17 protein-coding genes are annotated in these 20,671 nt (G+C 58.1%); 11 read left to right on the forward strand and 6 right to left on the reverse strand.

The window, feature by feature from the left end:
* From QGH30_07335 to QGH30_07385, 11 genes are all read left to right on the forward strand, one after another.
* The coding region (locus QGH30_07335; protein ID MDP7022146.1) for a T9SS type A sorting domain-containing protein at nt 1-2,235 on the forward strand (2,235 nt) is incomplete at its 5' end.
* A gap of 355 nt (nt 2,236-2,590) precedes the next feature.
* Nucleotides 2,591-3,154, forward strand: coding sequence for a hypothetical protein (locus tag QGH30_07340; GenBank protein MDP7022147.1), 564 nt, complete (start codon nt 2,591-2,593; stop codon nt 3,152-3,154).
* Nucleotides 3,155-3,521: 367 nt separating this feature from the next.
* The gene (gene sppA, locus QGH30_07345; protein MDP7022148.1) at nt 3,522-5,933 is read left to right on the forward strand and encodes a signal peptide peptidase SppA; all 2,412 of its coding nucleotides are present in this window, start codon (nt 3,522-3,524) and stop codon (nt 5,931-5,933) included.
* A gap of 241 nt (nt 5,934-6,174) precedes the next feature.
* Nucleotides 6,175-7,161 (forward strand): DUF1573 domain-containing protein, encoded by a 987-nt coding sequence (locus tag QGH30_07350; protein MDP7022149.1) that lies wholly within the window; start codon nt 6,175-6,177, stop codon nt 7,159-7,161.
* 1 nt (nt 7,162) lies between these two features.
* Nucleotides 7,163-7,621, forward strand: coding sequence for a rhodanese-like domain-containing protein (locus QGH30_07355; protein MDP7022150.1), 459 nt, complete (start codon nt 7,163-7,165; stop codon nt 7,619-7,621).
* Nucleotides 7,614-8,066 carry a MauE/DoxX family redox-associated membrane protein gene (locus QGH30_07360; protein MDP7022151.1) on the forward strand — a complete coding sequence of 151 codons (453 nt, stop codon included), beginning with the start codon at nt 7,614-7,616 and terminating at the stop codon, nt 8,064-8,066. The genes QGH30_07355 and QGH30_07360 overlap by 8 nt, the downstream gene beginning before the upstream one ends.
* A gap of 84 nt (nt 8,067-8,150) precedes the next feature.
* Nucleotides 8,151-10,748, forward strand: a complete 2,598-nt coding sequence (locus QGH30_07365; GenBank protein ID MDP7022152.1) for a DEAD/DEAH box helicase — start codon at nt 8,151-8,153, stop codon at nt 10,746-10,748.
* A complete protein-coding gene (locus QGH30_07370; protein MDP7022153.1) occupies nt 10,745-13,639 on the forward strand; it encodes a tetratricopeptide repeat protein in 2,895 nt (964 codons plus the stop codon). The genes QGH30_07365 and QGH30_07370 overlap by 4 nt, the downstream gene beginning before the upstream one ends.
* A 2-nt stretch (nt 13,640-13,641) precedes the next feature.
* Complete coding sequence (locus QGH30_07375; protein MDP7022154.1) at nt 13,642-14,490, forward strand: ribonuclease H-like domain-containing protein; 849 nt, start codon at nt 13,642-13,644, stop codon at nt 14,488-14,490.
* 69 nt (nt 14,491-14,559) lie between these two features.
* The gene (locus tag QGH30_07380) at nt 14,560-15,663 is read left to right on the forward strand and encodes a HAMP domain-containing sensor histidine kinase (protein ID MDP7022155.1); all 1,104 of its coding nucleotides are present in this window, start codon (nt 14,560-14,562) and stop codon (nt 15,661-15,663) included.
* Nucleotides 15,660-16,352, forward strand: coding sequence for a response regulator transcription factor (locus QGH30_07385; GenBank protein ID MDP7022156.1), 693 nt, complete (start codon nt 15,660-15,662; stop codon nt 16,350-16,352). The genes QGH30_07380 and QGH30_07385 overlap by 4 nt, the downstream gene beginning before the upstream one ends.
* Here the strand turns inward: QGH30_07385 and QGH30_07390 are convergent.
* The 6 genes from QGH30_07390 to QGH30_07415 all read right to left on the reverse strand — a co-directional run bounded on the left by QGH30_07390 (nt 16,349) and on the right by QGH30_07415 (nt 20,564).
* Nucleotides 16,349-17,356 (reverse strand): 4Fe-4S binding protein, encoded by a 1,008-nt coding sequence (locus QGH30_07390; protein ID MDP7022157.1) that lies wholly within the window; start codon nt 17,354-17,356, stop codon nt 16,349-16,351. The two genes, QGH30_07385 and QGH30_07390, sit on opposite strands and share 4 nt — an antisense overlap.
* Before the next feature lies 1 nt (nt 17,357).
* Nucleotides 17,358-18,818, reverse strand: coding sequence for an IMP dehydrogenase (gene guaB / locus QGH30_07395; GenBank protein MDP7022158.1), 1,461 nt, complete (start codon nt 18,816-18,818; stop codon nt 17,358-17,360).
* A 68-nt stretch (nt 18,819-18,886) separates the two neighbouring features.
* Nucleotides 18,887-19,315 carry a CoA-binding protein gene (locus QGH30_07400; protein ID MDP7022159.1) on the reverse strand — a complete coding sequence of 143 codons (429 nt, stop codon included), beginning with the start codon at nt 19,313-19,315 and terminating at the stop codon, nt 18,887-18,889.
* Nucleotides 19,305-19,715 (reverse strand): thioesterase family protein, encoded by a 411-nt coding sequence (locus tag QGH30_07405; GenBank protein MDP7022160.1) that lies wholly within the window; start codon nt 19,713-19,715, stop codon nt 19,305-19,307. Before QGH30_07405 ends, QGH30_07400 begins: the two co-directional genes overlap by 11 nt.
* 9 nt (nt 19,716-19,724) lie before the next feature.
* A complete protein-coding gene (locus QGH30_07410) occupies nt 19,725-20,261 on the reverse strand; it encodes a hypothetical protein (protein MDP7022161.1) in 537 nt (178 codons plus the stop codon).
* A 63-nt stretch (nt 20,262-20,324) separates the two neighbouring features.
* Nucleotides 20,325-20,564: a hypothetical protein gene (locus tag QGH30_07415; GenBank protein MDP7022162.1), complete on the reverse strand. Its 240-nt coding sequence runs from the start codon at nt 20,562-20,564 to the stop codon at nt 20,325-20,327.
* Between the last annotated feature and the right edge of the window lie 107 nt (nt 20,565-20,671).

Below are 20,671 nucleotides of genomic sequence, written 5' to 3' on the forward strand. Positions count from 1 at the left end.
ATTGTCAACGATCCCGCCGGCTGCCTGGACAACCAGGTGATGAACCTCAACAACATCGCGAATGTCTACGACATCGCCTCAGCGGTGGCGGGGACTGACAGCGTCACCTTCCTGTACACCGATTTCGGTGGCGAAGAGAATCTGGCCGTGAACGGCTATCCCCGCTACGAGGGCGACATCACGGGTGCTCCCTCCAACATTGCCCCGGGCGTGACCTGCACGGTCTACTACACCGACTTTGGCAACTACAGGTGTGGGAAAGTTCTTCTCGTCGGCGATGTCGAGAGCCTTCTCATCGCAGGACAGGAGTTCTATGTTGATGACATCTGTGTCTATGAGGGCCATGGAACCCCCCCGGCCGATGAATGTGACCTGCTTTCCGACAACGAGAGTCTGGTCCTTGGACAGGAATGGGGCAATGCCAATGGCAATTCGCCCGGAGACTGGATTTTCACCGAAGACGGCATTCCCGTCAGCATTTCCGAGATCTCGATTGGTTCCTGGACTGGCTTTGATGTGTTTCGTGTGATGATGGATCCTGTGGGCTGCCTGGACAATCAGGTTGCCTGGGTCAGTAACCTGACGGCCACCTATGACATCGCATCGGCGGTGGCAGGGACTGATAGCGTGACCTTCGACTATATCGACTGGGGTGGTTCGGAGAACCTGCAGGTCAATGGCGGCACGCTCCATGAAGTTCCCTGGCTCGCCGACCTCGACGGTCTGACCGTGGCTCCCGGAGTCTATTGCAGTGTCAGTCAGGACGCCAATGGATGCGGAACACTTGTGCTTGTCGGCGACGTGCAGAAGCTGCGCATCGGCGGGCAGGAATTCTTCCTCGACGATGTTTGTGTCTATGAAGGCGAGCCTGTTGTCCCCGACGAATGTGATCGTCTGGTTGACCACGAGAGCCTGACGATTGGACAGACCTGGGGCAGCGCCTCTGGCGACTCCCCCGGCGATCTGGCCTTCACCGAGGACGGCATTCCGGTTCACCTGGGAACGATCACCCTGGGAGCCTACACCGGTTTCTATCAGGCAGAGATTGTCAACGATCCCGCCGGCTGCCTGGACAACCAGGTGATGAACCTCAACAACATCGCGAATGTCTACGACATCGCTTCAGCGGTGACGGCTACCGACAGCGTCACCTTCCTGTTCACCGACTTCGGTGGCGAAGAGAATCTGGCCGTGAACGGCTATCCCCGCTACGAGGGCGACATCACGGGTGCTCCCTCCAACATTGCCCCGGGCGTGACCTGCACGGTCTACTACACCGACTTTGGCAACTACAGGTGTGGGAAAGTTCTTCTCGTCGGCGATGTCGAGAGCCTTCTCATCGCAGGACAGGAGTTCTGTGTTGATGACATCTGTGTCTATGAAAGCACGGAAGTTCCTCCCATCGAATGCGACCACGAGGTTCTTTTCGAAGATGAGGTCCTTGGTTCCGCCTGGGGTGGCGGTTTCGGAAACGTGCCCGGAGACACCATCATTACGGAAGACGAGATTTCTGTGACCGTCGACAACTTCTGGGATGGTTATAACTGGGTCTTCCTGAATTGCTTCATCGACAGTGCCATCCCCGGCTACGGTGTATGCGACGGGCAAGCACTGTTCATCAGCAATGTACTGGCGGGCTTTGAAGTCCCTGACCTTGAGGGTGGCCCCGAGGTGGCAAGTGTCAGCTTCGAGTTTGTCGACTGGGACGGCATCGAGAACCTGCAGGTCAATGGCGAAGCTCCCTATTTCGGGGAACTGACGAGCGCCCCGGTGGACATCGCCACAGGCGTGACCTGCAGCGTGGACTGGTGGCCGATTGCCAGTGGCACGGCGGCGGGAATCGTGACACTCACGGGAGACGTTCGCAGCTTTGCCATCGGTGGTCAGCAGTTCTACATGGACAATGTCTGCGTCACTTATGCAACAGGAACCGGAATTGCGACCAGCCCCCTGGGCGTTGCCCCGATCCTGAACCATAACTACCCGAATCCCTTCAACCCGAAAACGACCTTGAGCTTCTCCCTGGCGGAACAGGGCGAGGTCCGGCTGAGCATCCACGATGTGCTGGGTCGCGAGGTCACCGTTCTGGTCAATGGCAGTCTGAATGCCGGAAACCACGAGAAGGTCTGGGATGGACGGGATCATCGCGGAAGAGCCGTAAGCTCGGGCATCTACTTTGCCAGGATCGAAGGCGGGGGAGAAGTGCAGTCCCGCAAACTGGTGCTGAGCAAGTAGAACCACTCCTCAGCGGAGCGGAACGGGGTCGCGACCATATATGGTTGCGGCCCCTTTTTGAAATTCCGCAGAGGTCTTGAAACCCGACATTTTCCAATCTAGCCATTCGCTCCAGGCCATGTTGATCCCAGTCCGTGATCGTCACCGAGGCGTTGACCGACATGCCGGCGTGGCCGGTAGAATACGCAGAAGGCACAGCTGCTGATGCTCGATAATCGCTGACTATCAAGGTGAAACTCCGGGTTTCCAATTCCAGGGGGTTGGTTTATCGGATAGTATCTGCTATAATACATTCAATGCTGGTGCACTGTGGCGCCGCAGACTACCCCCTCTACGCAAATTAGGAGATCTCGCCATGGCAAACAAATTGAGAACGTCCACTGTAGCCTGCATGTTGTTCCTTGCGCTCGCCGTGCTCGGCAGCGCGTCGGCTTTCGCCCAGTCTTCCCCCGATTGGAACAGGAGAGTCGTCTCCCTCGAGGTCTTTCCGCCCGGAGCCGCCGGAGACTTGTGGACGGCCCACACCCAAGTCTCGGTGGTGGGATTCACTGATCTCGCCGACGGCGTGGACGCCAGCCTGCTGGTGCAGTTCCTTGTCAACGACGTCCTGACGTACGAAGATCACTTCCCTCTCGCGATCAGCGGTGGCCCCGCCGGCAACTGCAACTGCACGTCCGGCTGCGAGCCGGGTTATTGCGACGTCTCGGAATTCGGCTGCTGGTGCGGAGTCGTGATCGAGCCGGATGGCTATGAGTATGAGAGCCTGTCTCCGGGAGACGAGGTCATTGTGCGCATCTTAGCTTCGGCAGGATCGGTCCCGGAGCAGTACACCGCAGATGACCAGAAGTCGATCGTGATCGATGAGGAGACCCCGACCGAGACGCTGACCTGGAGCGTCCTGAAGAGCTGCTATCGCTAGCCGACCATCGCCGCGAGTAGCGATCAGAATACACGGAACCCGCGTGGCTCAAGATCCCTGATCTCAACGGCAACGACGGCAACCAATGGAGCCGTCGTTGCCGTTGTTCGAGCGCCAAAAGTTCAACGACACGCTGATGATGGGCGAGATCGAAATCGGTGGCTGGCACACCTTCACTACCCGCATGCCACCGACGTTCATGTGCCCGAGATGCTGCACCGCAACGCCATGTATCTGCTGTGGACCGCGGGCCAGCCGCCGCGGATCAGCGTCCAATCCCGATTATCAGGTTCAGGCACCTTGAAACCCGACATGGAAATGTGCGTAACTCCTCCGGTCAGTTCATTCCACAAACGGGACGGTGCTTATGAGATTCATCCTCACTCTTTTCCTTGTGTTTCTTCTTTCCTTTCCCGCTCTTGCAGAGCTTCCCCTGGTGGAATCCCCGGGGGCGTCCAACAGCCTGCTGGCGGGCTTTGTCAATCCGGCGGCCTGGGCTGTTCAGGGTAGCGGAGGGAGTCTTTTTTCATTTTGCAAGCCTCAGGGCTCCGAGAACTGGAATCTCTCGGGAGTGCTTTCTTCCGAGAACCTGGTCTTCGGCTATCAAAACCACTGGCTTGACGGTGAATCGCTGACGGACTACACGCTCGGCTTCAGTTTTGGTGACCGCGATCTTGCCTTCGGTTTCTCCCAAACCTGGATGGGGGACAAGAGCGAGAGCCAAAACAATCTCGGAGTCATCAAGAGGGATCGCCTCTATTCCATCGGTCTCTCCGGCAACTGGACGGGGGACTTTGAGAATCCCGTCTACCAGGCCGATCTTGGAATTCGCCCCTTTGGTCCCCGCCTGACCCTCTTTGCCGAGGCGAGCTCCACCGAAGATCCCGACTCGTTGACCCACGCCTTTGGCGCAGAAGCTTTCGTCTTTCCAGGTGTCGCCCTTGCGGCCAAAAGATGGGACGATGGCAAGATCAGCCTGGGACTGAAACTGAGCTCCGAAAAGGGTCGCCTCGGCGCCGTTCAGTTCATGGATGAAGATGGAGAGTCCACGCACACGGCCTATGTCATGGAGTCGGGACGCCGGGGAAGTCACTACAGGGTTCCCGAAAAAGGCTCTGCCTACCCTGAGCTTCATTTGAAGGGCGGCTTTGCCTATCGCCGCTACGAGTTCTTTGACAAGGGCCGCACCTTTTTCGGCACTCTTCGCCAAATCAACCGTTATGCGGAGAACCCGAATGTCAAGGGCCTGGTCATCAATGCCTCCGGTTTCGGGACTTCTCCTGAACAGATTCTGGAGCTTCGCGACCAGTTGGCGGGATTCCGGGCAGAGGGGAAGAAAGTCATCGTCTATGTGGATCGGGCTTCCCTCTTCGGCTACATGTTTGCGAGCGTTGCCGACCAGATCTGGATTGACCCGGAGGGCGGTCTCGACCTGAGGGGACTGGCCTTTACTTCGACCTACATGAAGGAAACCCTGGACAAGGCTGGAGTTGGTATTCAGGAGTTCCGCTACTTCAGGTACAAGTCAGCGCTGGAAATTCTGGCTCGCTATGAGCCGAGCGAGGGGCAAACCGAGCAGAGTGATGCACTGCTGGAAGATCTCTATGAAACAGCGGTGGGGCTTTCGCTGGAAGCCCGAGGTGTTGATCGTGAAACCTGGGACCGCATGGTGGAAGAGTTGGGAGATCTGAGCCCGAAGGAAGCCCTGGCCGAAGGCCTCGTGGATTCCATTGGCGATTTCCACGACATGAAGGAGTCCGCCAAGGACATCGGCCGGCGCGAGACTCTGGACAGCAGTTACACGCAACTGGCCGGGCTGTCGGGCGATCCCGCCTGGCGGGGCGAGAACTGGGGCGAGCCGGATCGCATCGCCCTGCTTTATGCCATCGGCGGCTGCTCCATGGACACGGGCATTCAGGGAAGAAGGCTCTCCAAGGCAATCCGAAAGGCGCGCGAGAACAAGAGAGTCAAGGCCGTCGTTCTTCGTGCCGACTCGCCAGGCGGAGATCCCCTTCCCAGTGATCTGGTAGCACGCGAACTGAAGCTCACCATGGAGGAGAAGCCGGTCATCATCAGCCAGGGGCAGGTGGCGGCCTCCGGCGGCTACTGGATTTCCATGCACAGCGACCGCATTCTGGCTTCTCCCCTGACGGTCACCGGTTCCATCGGCGTGATTGGCGGGCACTTCTACAACAAGACCCTGGGTGACAAGCTGGGCATGAAGCCCTACACCCTGAAGCGCGGATCACATTCCGATCTTTACTCAGGAATCTCCCTTCCCTTGCTGGGCACGCTTCCCTCGCGCCCTTTCGACGAGAGGGAACTGGAGCGGGTCGAGTACACGATCAAGGATCTCTATCAGGGATTTCTGGAACAGGTCGCTGAAGGCCGCGACATGAGCGTGGAGGAAGTGGCCGAAGTAGCCCAGGGCCGTGTCTGGAGCGGACTTCGTGGCTTGGACAATGGTCTGGTGGATGAACTCGGAGGGCTCTGGGATGCTCTTCGACTGGCCAAGGAGTTGGCCGGCATTGATCCGGACGAAACGGTGGCCATCAGTCAGGGACCTTCGCTCGGCCAGTTCAATTTCGGAAGCCTGACTCCCAGTCTTCTGGGACTTTCTTCGGAAGAAATGGCTCGCCTCCGGAACCCTGCAAGGAATGTCTTTAGTGAGAGGGAACTGGAGTACCTGGAGACGCTTCGGGCAAATGACGGCAAGCCCGTGACGACCATGGCTCCTGCCGTTCTTTTGGACGGTTCCAGCGAGAGCCACGTGTTCTAATAAAAAAGCCCCCCTCCTTATGGGAGGGGGGCCTTGCTTTCAGACCATCCAGCTAGTCGATCAGCACCATCTTTCCTGCAGAACTTCTCTTTCCATCTTCCCGGATCCGCTATACTCAATTTGATTCGTGTTTCCGAAAATCGAAACCAAGGGGCTGCGCCGGGAGATTTGAAGTTTCAATTTCCTTGGAGCTTTGCGTCGAAGGGCGTATTTTCACCCTGAACCGAATCAAGGGAAGTCCATGTTTATTCGCACTCTTGCACTTCTTATTCTCCCGGCCACGCTCTTTGCTGCGCCGCAGATCCGCCTTGAACCTCCTCTTCTTCAGCTTGGAGAAATCGGGCAGCAAGAGGTCTTCGAGAGAGAGGTTCTGGTATTGAACCTGGGGGACGAGACCCTCCGCATTGACGAGGTATCGACTTCCTGCCCCTGCACCTATCCAGAAATGCCGGAACGCGAAATCGCTCCCGGTGGCTCGGCTCTTCTCACCATCACTTTCAGCAGCAAGGACTACCAGGGCGAGATCGACAAGATCGTCGAGATTGCTTCCAATGATCCTGAGCGTTCCCTGATCGAGTTCCCGGTTCGGGCCTTTATCGCGGCACCGATCATGGTAGACCCGGCAGACCGCCATCTCAATTTCGGGAGAGTGAAGAATGGTTCCGCCCCGAGCCTGACTGCCCGATTTGAAGCAGAGGCGTCTCTGGAGATCCGCATTCTTGAATCTCCCGAAGAGTTGCTTCTGGCGAGCGTGAAGCCGGGAAATCAGGCCCTGAATGCCGAACTGGAAGTTCAGCTTCGCCCGGACATTCCCGCAGGAGCTTTTCGCGGGCTGATTCGACTGGAGACCAATGCGGAGAAGATGAAGGAGATCGACATTGAGATCAGCGGCCTTGTGGAGGCCGAGCTTATGGCCGATCCCCTGCGCGTAAACTTCCGCATGGTAAAGCCGGGGCAGACTCTGGAGAAGACCCTGCAGATCAAGAGCAGCGGTCGCAAGTTTCGGGTTCTGTCTGCACAGATCGACCTGCCGGGCCTGGAGGCCGAGCTTCTCTCCGATACCGCTTCGCTCAAGCAGGGGATTCGCATTTACGGGAAGTCATTGGCGAAAGACGATCCGGGAGCAAAGAAGAAGCGGGGGCGGATGCGGGGAGCCTTGAAGATTCATACAGATCACCCCGACCAACCCGAGATCAAGGTCGATGTTCTCTACATGATGAGGATCTGAGATGCAGCGACGGGATATTCGCCAGGTTTTGATACTGTTGGCCGTGACCCTTCTTCTTGCGGCCCTGTCCTGGGTTTTTCGTACGCCGCGCCTGCCGCTTGTCCCCGAACCGGGGCTTTATGCCATGGACATTCGCTTCCCGGTTCTGGATGTAAAAACCTGCCTGCACGCCTTTGAGTCCGGGGAGACGATCTTCGTGGATACAAGGAGCGAAGCACTGGTCATGGTAAGCATTCCCGGCGCATTCTTCGTGCACAGGGATTCCTTTGATGAGGATTTTCGGGAGCTTCGCGACTTTCTCTTTCCCGAAGATGCCCTGATTTTCTATGGTAGCACTACCCTGCAGGAGAGCGAGGCCGTGGCCGCACGCTTTGCAGAGCGGGGTTATCGGGTGGAGGGCATTCTTCTCGGCGGTTTCCCGGCATGGCAAGAGGCCGGCGGGGAGGTTTCCGGTGAGTAAGCAGCAGCGGTTTCTCCTGATCGTGGAATGGGCACTTCGCTTGATCATTGGCGGGGTCTTTCTCTACGCCTCCTTCAGCAAGATCGCCCACCCGGATGAATTTGCCCGTGCGATCTACTACTATCACCTTCTCCCGGAGTCGCTCCTGCACCTGTTTGCGCTCTATCTGCCCTGGCTGGAACTGGTGGCAGGACTTGCGATTGTCTTTGGACCCTGGAAGAGCGGCGCAGAGATTCTGATCATCCTGATGTGCATGCTCTTCATTGCCGCACTCTTGAGCGCAGTGCTGCGGGATCTGGACATTTCCTGCGGTTGTTTCGGCAAGGGAAGCCACAAGGTGGGACTCGGCCTGCTCATCCAGGACTCCTTTCTGCTTCTGGGCGCCGCATTTCTCCGGCTCCGCTCCTGTTCTGCGAAGTCCCTTGACCACTCGTCATCTGTATAGTAGCTTCCCTTTGGCCACCCTCCCTTCAGGCCTTCCCCCGTGTCCGGTTTTTCCGGAGCGGTCGCCTATTCGGGAGGATTTTTCATGTCTCGTCGAGCCATTGGTTTTCGGGCTCCGGCCCATTTCGCCAATCCCCACTCCAGCCAACTGGCCCTTCTCAAAAGAGAACTCTGTCCGGTCTGCGGGCGTAGTGCCGGGCCGGGACACCATCATCGTGCCCTTGCAGGCGAGGACGCACGCCCCCGGCCCCAGGGGCCACGCGAACCGGACTATGAGGCACAGCGGGCTTCCAGCCGTTCGATGCGCCGGGCCGGGAGTATCCCCGCCGGAGTTTCCCTGGAAGACTTCTTCCGGCGCCTGTCGCTCGAACCCGGCCGGGAAAACTGTATCGCCCATCTTGAGAAAATCCCCGCTCGCGAAGCCCGTTTTGCATCGCCGGAGCAGCCCCTTCCTTCGCCCCTGTCGGGGGCACTGGCAGAAGAGGGAATCGGCGAACTCTACCTGCACCAGGCTCAGGCGCTGGACACGGTGCGTCGCCGGGACAACACGGTGGTCGTCACGGGGACAGCCAGCGGAAAAACGCTCTGCTACAACTTGCCGGTCTTTGAAAACCTACTTGCCGACCCGGAGGCGACGGCTCTCTACCTCTTTCCCACCAAGGCTCTCGCTCAGGATCAGTTGAAGGGCATCCTGCGTCTTGCCGGAGCCATGCCTGAACTCGGGCGCTTTCCCTGCGGAACCTATGACGGCGACACCAGCACGCACACGCGTCGAAAGCTGAGAGCTGAAGGTCGCCTGATCCTCAGCAATCCCGACATGCTGCATGCGGGGATCCTGCCCTCGCACACGCGCTGGGCCCGCTTCTTCATGAAGCTTCGCTATGTTGTGATTGATGAGATTCACAGCTACCGTGGCATCTTCGGAAGCAATGTGGGCGCGGTCTTGCGTAGGCTTCGACGCATTTGCCGACACTACGGTAGCGATCCGGTCTTCATCTCCTCGAGCGCAACGATCGGGAACCCGAAGGACTTGGCCGAGAGCCTGATCGGGGAGCCTGTCACCCTGATCGACAGCGATGGAAGCCCCCGCGGTGAGAAGCTCTTTGTCTTCTGGAACCCGCCGCGCCTGGAAGAAAAAGGCGGCGAGCGGAGAAGCGCCAACAGCGAGGCGCGCGAGATCATGGCGGAGCTACTCAAGCAGGGTCGGCAGACGATTTGTTTCAGCAGAACTCGCGTGTCGAGCGAACTGATTTACCGCTACACCCGTGACCGGCTGGAAAGAGAGGCTCCTCATCTTGCGGGGAAAATCCGTGCCTACCGCGGCGGCTATCTGCCCGAGGAACGGCGAGAAATTGAGCGACAACTCTTCAGCGGCGAACTGATGGGGGTTTCCAGCACGAATGCCCTGGAGCTGGGCATCGACGTGGGCGGTCTGGACGCGGCGATTCTCGTGGGCATGCCCTCAACAGTCGCCAGCGCCTGGCAACAGGCGGGCCGCGCAGGACGAAGCGAGCGGGAAAGCTGCGCCGTGCTTGTCGGGCACAACGACCCTGCCGAGCAATACATGATGCGTCATCCCGGCTTCTTCTTTCGCCAGAACCCGGAAAAGGCTGTCGTCGATCACGCCAACCCCTTTCTCCTGCTCCCGCAGCTTCGATGCGCGGCCTACGAGCTTCCCCTGGACGAAAAGGATCGGGAACTCTTTGGCCCCATGACCGGGAGCCTCACGGAGATTCTGGAGCAGCGGGGCGACATTCGCAGGGCCGGCGAGCAGGGCTACTATGCCTCGACCGACTATCCCTCCGGCGACCTGAGCCTGCGGCAGGGGAGTCTCGACACGGTGAGCATTGTGGAAGTTCCCGGAAACACGGTGATCGGAAATGTGGATCTCCTGGGAGCCATGCAACTGGTCTATCCCGAGGCCATCTATTTGCATGACGGCGAGACCCACTTCGTGCGGGAGCTCGACCTGGAGCAGAAAGTGGCCTATGTCGAGCAACGCAATGTCGATTACTACACGCAGCCGATCAGCGAACAGAAGGTGCGACTGGACACAAAGACCGACGAGGAGACTTTCGGAAAGGACCGGCTTCAGACCGGTTTCGGGGATGTCACGGTGAGCCAGACCACCTTTGCCTTCAAGAAGGTGAAGTTCCGGAGTCTCGATTCCCTGGGTTGGGGCAAGCTGGACCTGCCCTGGCACGAACTGCCAAGCCGCGCCTTCTGGCTTTGCCCCACGGAATCCCTGAGAAAGGAAGTGGCCGCAAGCGGAGAAAAGCTGGCAGAAGCGATGGCCGGACTGAAGACCCTGGTCCTGTCATCCCTGCCCGTTTTTGCCATGTGTGACCGCGCGGACCTGGGAGCCGTCGTCGATGCAAGCAACCTGGGACAGATGACCCTTTTCGTGTATGATCGTTTCTACGGGGGTTTGGGTTACAGTCGCGTCGGCTTTGAGGAACTGCAGAGTGTGCTGGAAGCCTGCCTGGAGATGCTGGTCGCCTGCGACTGCGAAGATGGGTGTCCCGCCTGTGTGGGCCTTCCCAACCGTCCTCCGGGGCGCGGCGAAGACCCCGACCTCTCGCCTGATTTTGCAATTCCCGGAAAAAAAGCCACCCGGGTATTGCTGGAAGGGATGCTGGGAATCCCCGGGGATGTGCCCGGGGAAAAGACAGGAAACCGATGAAGCACTTTCTGGCGGTTCTATTGATCTGCCTTTCTCTTCCGTTCTCCAGCTTTGCCGGAGAAATTGAAGATGCACGCAGGAAACTGGCCACGCAGGAGCAGCTTCATGGAGAGAAATCAGTGGCCGCAGCTATGGCGCAGAGGAAACTTTGCCATAGGCTCAAGGACCACGGCTTCCTTGATGAGGCCCTTTCGTATGGCGAAAAGAGTCTTGAGATTCTGCGGCAGCATTTTGGCGAAACCGACTCGCTGATCGCTGAAGCACACAACGCCATCGGCCTGGTTCACTATCGGATCGGCAACTTCGACAAGGCGCTGTCCATTCTGGGTCAATCCCTGTCAATTCGCCAGCAGCTCTACGGGGAAGACCACCTTGCCGTGGCCACCTGCCTGAACAATCTGGCTCTGGTCTATCGGGAACAGTTCCGCGATCAAGAGGCTCTGGAGATATACCATCGAGTCCTTGCTATTCGCGAAAAGCACATGGATCCCCAGAACGACCTGGTTGCGGGTACCCTCAACAACCTGGGACTCTGTTATCAGGCGCTTGGCAATTACGAATCGGCCGAGGAGGCCTTGCTTCGTGCCCGGGACATCCGAAACGGGAACGGCAAGGCAAATACCCGCGACATGGCTACGGTTCTCAACAGTCTGGGGACTCTGGCCCGCACACGCGGGTACTATGAAGAGTCGCGCCGCTACTTTGAGGAGACCCTGGAGATTCTGGAAGTCGAACTTTCGTTTGACCATCCGTTTTTGCTGAAAGTAGTCGGCAACCTGGCGGCGATTTCCCGGCAACTGGGTGACTACGATGCCGCTCTTCCCCTCTACCTGCGCGAACTCGAAGCGGAGGAAAAACTCTATGGTTCCGGGCATCGCCAGATTGGTCTGACGCTCAACAACCTTGCCATTCTTCGATACTACCGGGGTGAACTAAAAGAGGCTTTGCCACTCTTCGAGCGTTCGCTTGCCATCAAGATTGCGAATTTTGGTGCAGATCATCCTGATGTCGCCCGCACACGCAACAATCTCTCCATTCTTCTCATGGACCTCGGTCGTCTGGAAGAATCACTGGCCCATGCCGAAGAGGCTCTCCTGCAGCGAGAAGCCTCTCTGGGCGCCGAACACCCCGACCTGACTCACAACCTGAAGCACCTTGGCATTCTCAATCGCAGGTTGGGGAGGCTGGCCACGGCTCGAGCGCAGCTGACACGCGGCCTTGGGATTCTGCAGAAAGTTCTCGGTGAAGAGCACCCCCGCATGTCGGAGACCTGTCTGGAACTGGCCCATGTATGCCGGGAGGAAGGCCAGCGGGAGGAAGCACGCAGCTTCGCACTTCGTGCGCAGGAATTGAGCAGGGAGCATTTCCGCATGACCGCCCGCCTGCTTTCCGAGACGGAGGCTCTGCGTTATCAGGACACCTGGGAATCCAGCATGGACCTGTTGCTTTCCCTCGCCGAAAGCGACCATGCAGAAGGTCGCCGAAAGGTCTGGGACGCGCTGATTCACTCACGCTCTCTGGTGCTGGATGAATTGATGCGTCGCCACGGCAACCCGGACTTCCACAATCATGAGCTGACGACCGCTCTGGAGGAAGCACGAAAGGAAGTGGCCGATCTGGCCGCCGCCGCTCACGCTCGTCGGCATCAAAAAGACTATGCTGAGGTCTTTCGCGCTGCCCGTCTGCGTCGGGAAAAGGCAGAGCGTGCTCTTGCCGCAGAAAGCCGTGATTTTCGTGCTGCCCTCGCTGAAGAGAGAGCGGATGCTACTTCGCTTGCGGCCACACTGGCCCCCGGGCAGGCCCTTCTTTCTCTTGCCCGCTACCGTGACCCGGAGTCGGGAAAACAGCGGTCACTGGCCTTCCTTTGCCGGGGAGCGTCGGAAGAACTTCAGGTCATCCCTCTGGGATTTTCCGCAACTCTGGATTCTCTGGTCGAAGAATGGCGTGCGGAACTGTCCCGGCAGCCAAGCCTGATTTCTGCACTCTCGCATCGCAGTGGTGGCTGGGCTTCGGTGGGTCGTGCCTTGCGGAGGAAGTTCTGGGATCCGCTGTCTCCGGCACTGGAAGGGATAGAACACCTCTTTCTGGTTGCTGAAGGTAGCACCCTTCTTTTGAACCCGGCGACGCTTCCCACAGAAGACGGGCGCTTTCTCGCTGAACTGGATTGCCGCATTCAGCTTCTCTCCACGGAAAGAGACCTGCTTCGCTATTCAGCCGAACTCCCTGTCGGACACGGTTTGCTCGCTCTGGCCGCGCCGGACTTCGGGCTTCCCGCTGAGGATGAAACCGGTTTTGCAGAGCTTCCGTCCTCACTGCTTGAGCTTCACGATCTACAGGAAATCTGGCGAAACGATGCGGAGTATCTTTTTGGCTCTGCCGCATCGAAGGAGAATCTCCTGAAGAAGGCAAAGGGCTGCGAAGTCCTGCATCTTGCCACGCACGGGGTGTTCCGCGACCCAGGCACCTCCTTGCTTCAGTCCGGTCTTTCCGGAAGCGGCCTCGCACTGGCTCATGCAAACGAGAGCGATGAGGGTCTTCTCAGCGCCGAAGAGATCCTGACGATGGATCTTCGGGGACTCCGCTGGGTGGTGCTTTCTGCCTGCGGCACAGGGCTGGGAAAAATCCACGGAGGCGAAGGGGTTTTCGGCCTTCGGCGCAGCTTTCAGATCGCCGGTGTCCAGACGATGGTGATGAGCCTCTGGTCAGTGCGTGATCAGGAATCTCGACAATGGATGAGGCTTCTCTACAAAGGACATTTTCATGACGGGCTTGCAAGTGGCGAGGCATCCTGGCAGGCAAGTCTTTCCATTCTGAAAGACCGGCGCCGGCGCGGCATGAGTCTTCACCCGCATTACTGGGGCGCTTTCGTCAGCCTCGGGAACTGGAGATAGCCGTGTTCATCAACCCTGACCGCGACCTCCGGGACATTCTGGAACACTTGCAGGGCCTGCGTCGGGACCATCATGAAAACAGGCCCGCCAAAAAACCCCGACGCATTCAACTCCCCGAAGACAGCTTGCCATCAAGGGTGGGGGCGCGGGTGCGCGTGAACGGACGGGGGAGGTATCTTGCGAGGAAGCTGTCTGTGGAAAAACATCTTCCTCGTACGAAAGGTCTGGCTGCGGCGCTCATCAGCGCCTTGCCCGAAATGGCCTCCCTTGCGGGCCTGACCCGGGATGCAGAGTGCCTGGCAGCAGCAGAGCCTGAAGACCTTCTCTTTCTCGATCTGGAGACCACGGGTCTGCACCGGGGCATCATCGTGCTTCTGGGCTACATGCATATTGGTCCCGGGGAGAAGCCGCTACAGGTTCGGCAGTGTTTCGCCCGCAACTTCGACGAAGAGGCCCCTTTTCTGGAGGACTTTCTCAAGGTGCTTCGTCGAAGACCCTTGATGGTGAGCTTCAACGGTCGAAGTTTCGACGCACCTTTTCTGGAAAGCCGCCTCCGTTTTCACGGTTTCCTCGAGCCGCTGGACTATCGTCATGTCGACCTACTCTACCTCGCTCGCCGCCTCTGGGGACATGCGCTTCCGGACTGCAAGCTTCAAACACTGGAGCGGAGACTTCTTGGTCGCCGCCGCCTGAACGATCTGCCGGGGCGTGAAGTTCCCCGGGTCTGGGAGGATTACCTCCATACCCGGCGTTCAGAAGAGTTGGCAGGGGTCTGGGAACACAACTTCTGCGACCTGGCGACACTGGCGGAACTTCTCGTCTATGCGACCAGAGAGAGTGTGGAGTTTTGATTCTCCGGATGTAGATTTGGTGACAATTTCCGCCCAAGCCGTATTATCCTGTCGATAACAGGGAGGGCGATGCGCCTGAGTCGATACTACGCCTGGATCTACTGGATCCTGCTTCTGATCATGGTGGCCCAATCCAGCTGGTGGGTGATCTACCTTAGCCGCGAGGGCGACCGTTATCTTGCGCATCAGTATCAGCGCTTCCAGACTGACCGACTCCATGCCGCATATCTCATAGAGGCCGTCCGGGAAACTGCCAGCAATCCCTCCATTCATCTGGAACGCGAGTTTCCCCACCTTTCCTTCGATCGCGACCAGAGAGGAAGGATGCAGATCCGGATCCTCCCCTCCGCCGAACAGGAGGTGCAAAAAGAGGCCCGTAGACGAAGGAACATGTTTCTCGGAGAAGGGATCTTCTTTATCACACTTCTCCTGGCTGGCTCGGTTGTGCTGACCCTGGCCTGGCGCCGCGAGATGATCTACCGGCAATCGCGAGAGTTGCTACTTGCCGGAGTGACGCACGAGTTCAAGACCCCGCTGGCCAGCCTCCAACTTTTCACAGAGACTCTCGGCCGAAAGGGTATCGATGAGGCGAAACAGGAGGACCTGCTGGTTCACATGAGGGAAGACATCGCCCGCCTGGACGGCATGGTTGGGCAGGTGCTGGCTGTCAGCCGCCTGGAAAAACACAGGATCACAAGCAGGGAGAGAATTGAACTACAGGAAGAGTTGCTCGGGGTGTTGAACTCGCTTTCTCCTTTTCTCGAAAATGAGAAAGCGAAGGTGACCAACTCCCCTGGCTCCCCGGCCTGGATACTCGGTGACCGCCTGGCACTATCGGTAGTTCTTCGCAATCTCATTCAAAACTCCGTTCAGTACTCCGAGGCTCCCGCAAAGGTAAGCGTGGAACTGATTCCCGGCAAACACTGGCATCGCATTCTTGTCCGGGATCAGGGAGTGGGCATCCCGCGTTCCCAACAGAAGAAAGTGTTTCGTAGTTTTTACCGGATCGGGGAATCCGGCGTGCGCCCGAAGGGTGTACATGGCGCAGGGCTGGGTCTGTATCTGGTGAACAGGAATACAAGGGCTCTGGGGGGCCGCATCGAACTGGAAAGCCGCAAAGGTGTCGGGAGCACCTTTACCGTGATCCTTCCAGCCATGGAGGAAGAGGAATGAAGAAACGCGTCCTGATTGTGGAGGATGAAGAGCATCTGGCAGAGGGCCTGCGGATCAATCTGGAACTGGAAGGCTATGAACCGGTTCTGGCCCCGAGTGCAGAAGATGGTCGCTCTCTCTGGGAACGCGGAGGAGTGGATCTGATCCTCATGGATGTCATGCTTCCGGGAATGGACGGTTTTGAGCTGACACGCATCATTCGGGATCGAGGCGACCGGGTTCCGATTCTGTTTTTGACGGCCCGTGACCGCTCCGATGACCGGATTCGTGGTCTGGAGGAAGGTGGCGATGATTACATCACCAAGCCTTTTCAGTTGAAGGAACTGCTCGCTCGCGTGAAGGGCATCTTCCGTCGACAGGACTGGTACCATGAGCAGCCCTCCGAAGAGATCCTCGAATGGGAAGGCGTGCGCATCGACCTTCGACGCTTCGAGGCCGAGACCCCCGCAGGCAAGGTGACCTTGAAGGAAAAGGAGGCCATGATCCTGCGCCTTCTTGCCGAACGGTCGGGCGAGCCCGTGGATCGGGATACGATCATCGACCGCATCTGGGGCTACGACGCCTATCCCAGTACGCGCACCGTCGACAACTTCGTTCTCAGTCTGCGGAAGATCCTGGAAGACAATCCCTCAAAGCCGAGGAGGATCCTGACCGCTCATGGTCGTGGCTATCGCCTGAAACTGGACTAGTGGCTGAGCTGGTCCATGATTCTAAAGAGGTGAACCACCTCTCCGCCCTCAACACCACTCTGCCAATAGCCCGAAACCCGGGCTGCCAGATAAATCAGCAAAAAGACTGCGAGCAGACCTCCCGCAAAATACTGCAGGCGGAGTGGGTGTTTCCTTGTTCCTGCTTTCAGGGTCAGGGGCACCGGGCAACTCGCCACGCAGTCCAGGCAGCCGGTGCACTCGACGCTGAGAATCCTGTCCTTTGAGGAAACGGGAAGGCGCGCCATGCAGACGCGGTCACAGAGTCCGCAGTCTGTGCAAGTTCCCTTGCTGCGCCGAATGGAGACCGGAGATGCCCAGGAGAATAATCCCAGCCAGGCTCCATAGGGACAGAGGTAGCGGCACCAGAAGCCGTGGACAAAAACCGAGCCGATTGCCAGCACGGCAAGTATGCTCCCCGCCAAAACGCTTGGGTCGGCAAAGAAGGCGTACATCTTCAGGTCGCTGACCTTGTTGTAGGGCGAATGGATGAAAGCCTGAAGCGCCTCTGCACTCATCATGGCGATGCTGAGGGCAAAGAAAAGTAGCAAGGCGTATTTGACGGAGCGAAGGGGAATGTCCAGCCACTTCCAGATCCGGAAGTTACGACCGAAGATCCTCCGGCCCCAGCGGGCGAGGCTTTCCGAGAGCAGTCCCACGGGACAGATCCATGAGCAGAAGCTTTTGCGGAAGACGAGAGAAATCAGGGTGAAGGCCAGCACAAGAACCGTTGCGGCAGGATGGACCGAGTTGAGCTGTCCCTGATAGAACCAGTCCAGCAGTCCCATCAAGCCACTGACAGGAAGAAAACCTTCGGCTCCGGTGGGTCGATCAGGAAGGGGCAGGCTTCCTGTTTCCACCGCCCGAAAGTAGCGGGAAAACTGAAAGCCGATCCAGATCAGGAATGCTGCAAAGCCGGTCTGCAAGGCCAGTCGAAGGACATAGGTCTTCAGCCCCTTCTTCCCGAATCTACCGTCCAGCTCCATGCTAGCCAATCTGGTAGTTGGGGGCTTCCTTGATGATGGTCACATCGTGGGGATGAGCTTCCCGCAAGCCGGAGGCAGTCACCTGCAGGAACTCCGCCTTCTTGCGCAGATCATCCAGATCTCTTGCCCCGATATAACCCATGCCCGAGCGAAGTCCGCCGGTGAGTTGATAGACGGTATTGCGCACCGGGCCCTTGAAGGGAACGCGGGAGACGATCCCTTCGGGCACCAATTTGCTTTCTTCCACACCGTCCTGTCGGTAACGATCGCCGGTACCTTCCTTCATCGCGTCCAGACTGCCCATGCCCCGGTAGACCTTGTAGCTTCGGCCTTCAAAGAGGATGGTTTCTCCGGGACTTTCGCTGGTTCCGGCAAAGAGACTTCCGATCATGACCGTGTCGGCTCCTGCAGCCAGGGCCTTTGTGATATCGCCACTGTACTTGATGCCCCCGTCAGCGATCATGGGAATGCCGGCTTCGCGGGTGACGGCGGCCACATCGAAGATGGCCGTGATCTGGGGAACACCGATGCCGCTGACAACGCGGGTCGTGCAAATGGTCCCGGGACCGATGCCGACCTTTACGCCGTCGACTCCCGCTTCGATCAGGGCTTTTGCACCTTCTGCCGTGGCAATGTTGCCGGCCACGACATCCATCTCCGGTGCCAGCTCCTTGGCTCTTCTTACCGCCTGAATGACGTTTTCACTGTGCCCGTGGGCTGTGTCGATCAGCAGAAGGTCTACCTGACTTTGCAGCAGCAAAGGGAGGCGGACTTCCAGATCCTCTCCTACGCCAATGGCTGCGCCGACGCGGAGCCGCCCTTTTTCATCCGTGCAGGCCAGCGGGTAGTCAATCTTCTTCTGGATATCCTTGACCGTGATCAGCCCTCGCAACTCCCCATCCTCACTGACAACGGGGAGTTTCTCAATGCGATGCTGGTGGAGAAGAGCCTTGGCCTCGTCGAGAGTGGTTCCTTCCCTCACGGTGACCAGGTTCTCGCGGGTCATCAGTTCACTGACCGGCGTGTTCGGGCTGTCGTTGAAGCGCAGGTCACGGTTCGTGAGGATGCCGACGAGTTTCCCGCTTTCGGTGATCGGCACACCGGAGATTCGGTAGCGGCGCATCAGTTCCATGGCCTCTGCGACCAGGGCACGCGGAGAGAGAGTGATGGGTCGCGTGATCATGCCGCTCTCGGATCGCTTGACCTGGTCTACCTGTTCGGCCTGCCTCTCGGGCGAGAGATTCTTGTGGATCACACCCAGGCTTCCCTCGCGAGCCATGGCAATCGCCATGTCCGTTTCGGTGACCGTGTCCATGGCCGAAGAAACCATGGGAATGTTCAGAGAGATGTTGCGGCTCAAGCGACTTTCAAGAGAAGCCTCGCGCGGATGAATCGCACTGTGAGCGGGTTTCAGAATGACATCGTCATAGGTCAGGCCGACGGGCAAGACAGCTTCACTCATGGGAAATCCTCACCGGTTGGGGTGGATTTCACCCGAAGATACGGTGGGACACTGGAAAATGCAACTCCCTAGAGAAGCTTGTGTTCCTTGAGAAGGCAACGACCCTGCACAACCTCAAGCCCCGCCTCTTTTGCCCGTTTCGCGGCTTCGTTGTTCACGATGCCCTCCTGCATCCAGACCACCTTTGCTTTGATGCGAATGGCCTCTTCCACATGAGGAGGAACCTTGTCCGGAGGACGGAACAGATTGACGATTTCCACGCCCTCTTCGGCAGGAATAGCCTCCAGGCTGGGCCAGGCTTTTTCGCCCAGGATTTCTTCGGCAATCGGGTGTACGGGAATGATGCGATAACCCTGTTCCTGCATATAGGCCGAGACCCGGTGGCTGGGTCGATCGGGCTTCGGACTCAGGCCGACGACGGCAATCACCCGGTAGTTTTCCAGAATGCCGCGAATCTCATCCGGGCTACTCGGGTTTTCGGGTAACTCACATTGCATGGTGTTTCTCCAGTTCCCGGGCCAGTTCCTCGGGCAGTCGCTGGGGCTTCCAGTCCAGATCAATCACGCCGTGCTGGCTGTGCCCTCGGGCGAGAAGGTCTTCTCCGCGCCAACCCTCGTACTCAAAGCGCAGCTTGACCCGCCCCAGTTTGCTCAATCGTGTTCGAAGTTCAATGTCGTCCTCGAAATATGCCGGCGCGAGGATCTCCGCCCCGAGAGACAGCACAGGAAAATAGATTCCGTGATGCTTCTCAAGTTCACCGTAAGGAAAGCCGAGGCTCTTCATGAAGGCTCCGCGAGCCACTTCCCAGTAGACCGGCCAGACAGAATGATGGAGTACCTTCATCTGGTCGGTTTCCGCGTAGCGAACCTTGACGCTGCAACGATGTTCTTCAGACATGGAAACTCCTCAGGGCTTTGATCCGGCGGGAGAGTGGGTGATGCTCACGGGCCTTCGGGGATCGGCGCCGGGGTTGGGGCAGTTCTCGCGCATCATGCAGACCCGACAACCCAGATGCCGACGCATGAGCTGTCGCATCAGGGAGAGAGCGATGAGCATGGCTGCGAGAATCAGGTCGTCGAGCCTGAGGGGTCTCCAGAACAGTTGCGCAAGAATGAGAATGAGAAAAGGAAAGAGCCATAGCAGGTAGAGAGCTTTTCTGGCCTTCCGCATCCCTGCGGGGAAGTCGGATTCATTGCCCGGGTCCATCAGGAACTGACACCAGCGTCCCTTGAGCGAGATGCAGTTTCGCCCCCGATAGTAGCAGTTCCTGCAGGCTTTCGCGGGATAGTAGACGAGTTGAACGCCCAGGTAGAGCAGGAAGAAAGCAATCGCGGCAATCTTGCTGATGTTCAAAAGCAGGGAGAGACCTGCAAGGAGATAGACCAGAGAAGTGATCCCGGTCAGGATCCCGACGCTTCGCGGGTATTCTTTGTAACATTCCATGCCGACCTCACTGATTTCGTACGCAATTGTGGAGCAGGGCGGCTATTGAAGCAAGCATTCTTGTTAGAGCGCGGCAAAGACCACGAGCAGGAGCAGCATCAGCACTTGTGGAGTTTCGTAAACGAAAAAGCCAATCGCATGAGCGAGTTTCGAGTGGGGGTTTAGTCCCGGGATTACGGCGGTAAGCAGGGATGCCAAGCTTGCGAGATTCCGGTAAAGCAGAATCCAGAGCGCAAGGGCGAGTGCGGTGAACAGTCCCGCCTTGATGGAATTATTGAGCTTGTTTCTGCGGGTCTGTCTCATCCGGATTCCCCCGGCTGTATTTTCTCCAAATTATAGCCCCCCGGGCACATTGAAATCGTCTTCTGATTCTGTTACACAGGGTCTTCGGAATCTAGCTTTCTTCCACG

The sequence above is a fragment of the Candidatus Krumholzibacteriia bacterium genome (assembly GCA_030748535.1).
Classification (GTDB): Bacteria; Krumholzibacteriota; Krumholzibacteriia; order JACNKJ01; family JACNKJ01; genus JASMLU01.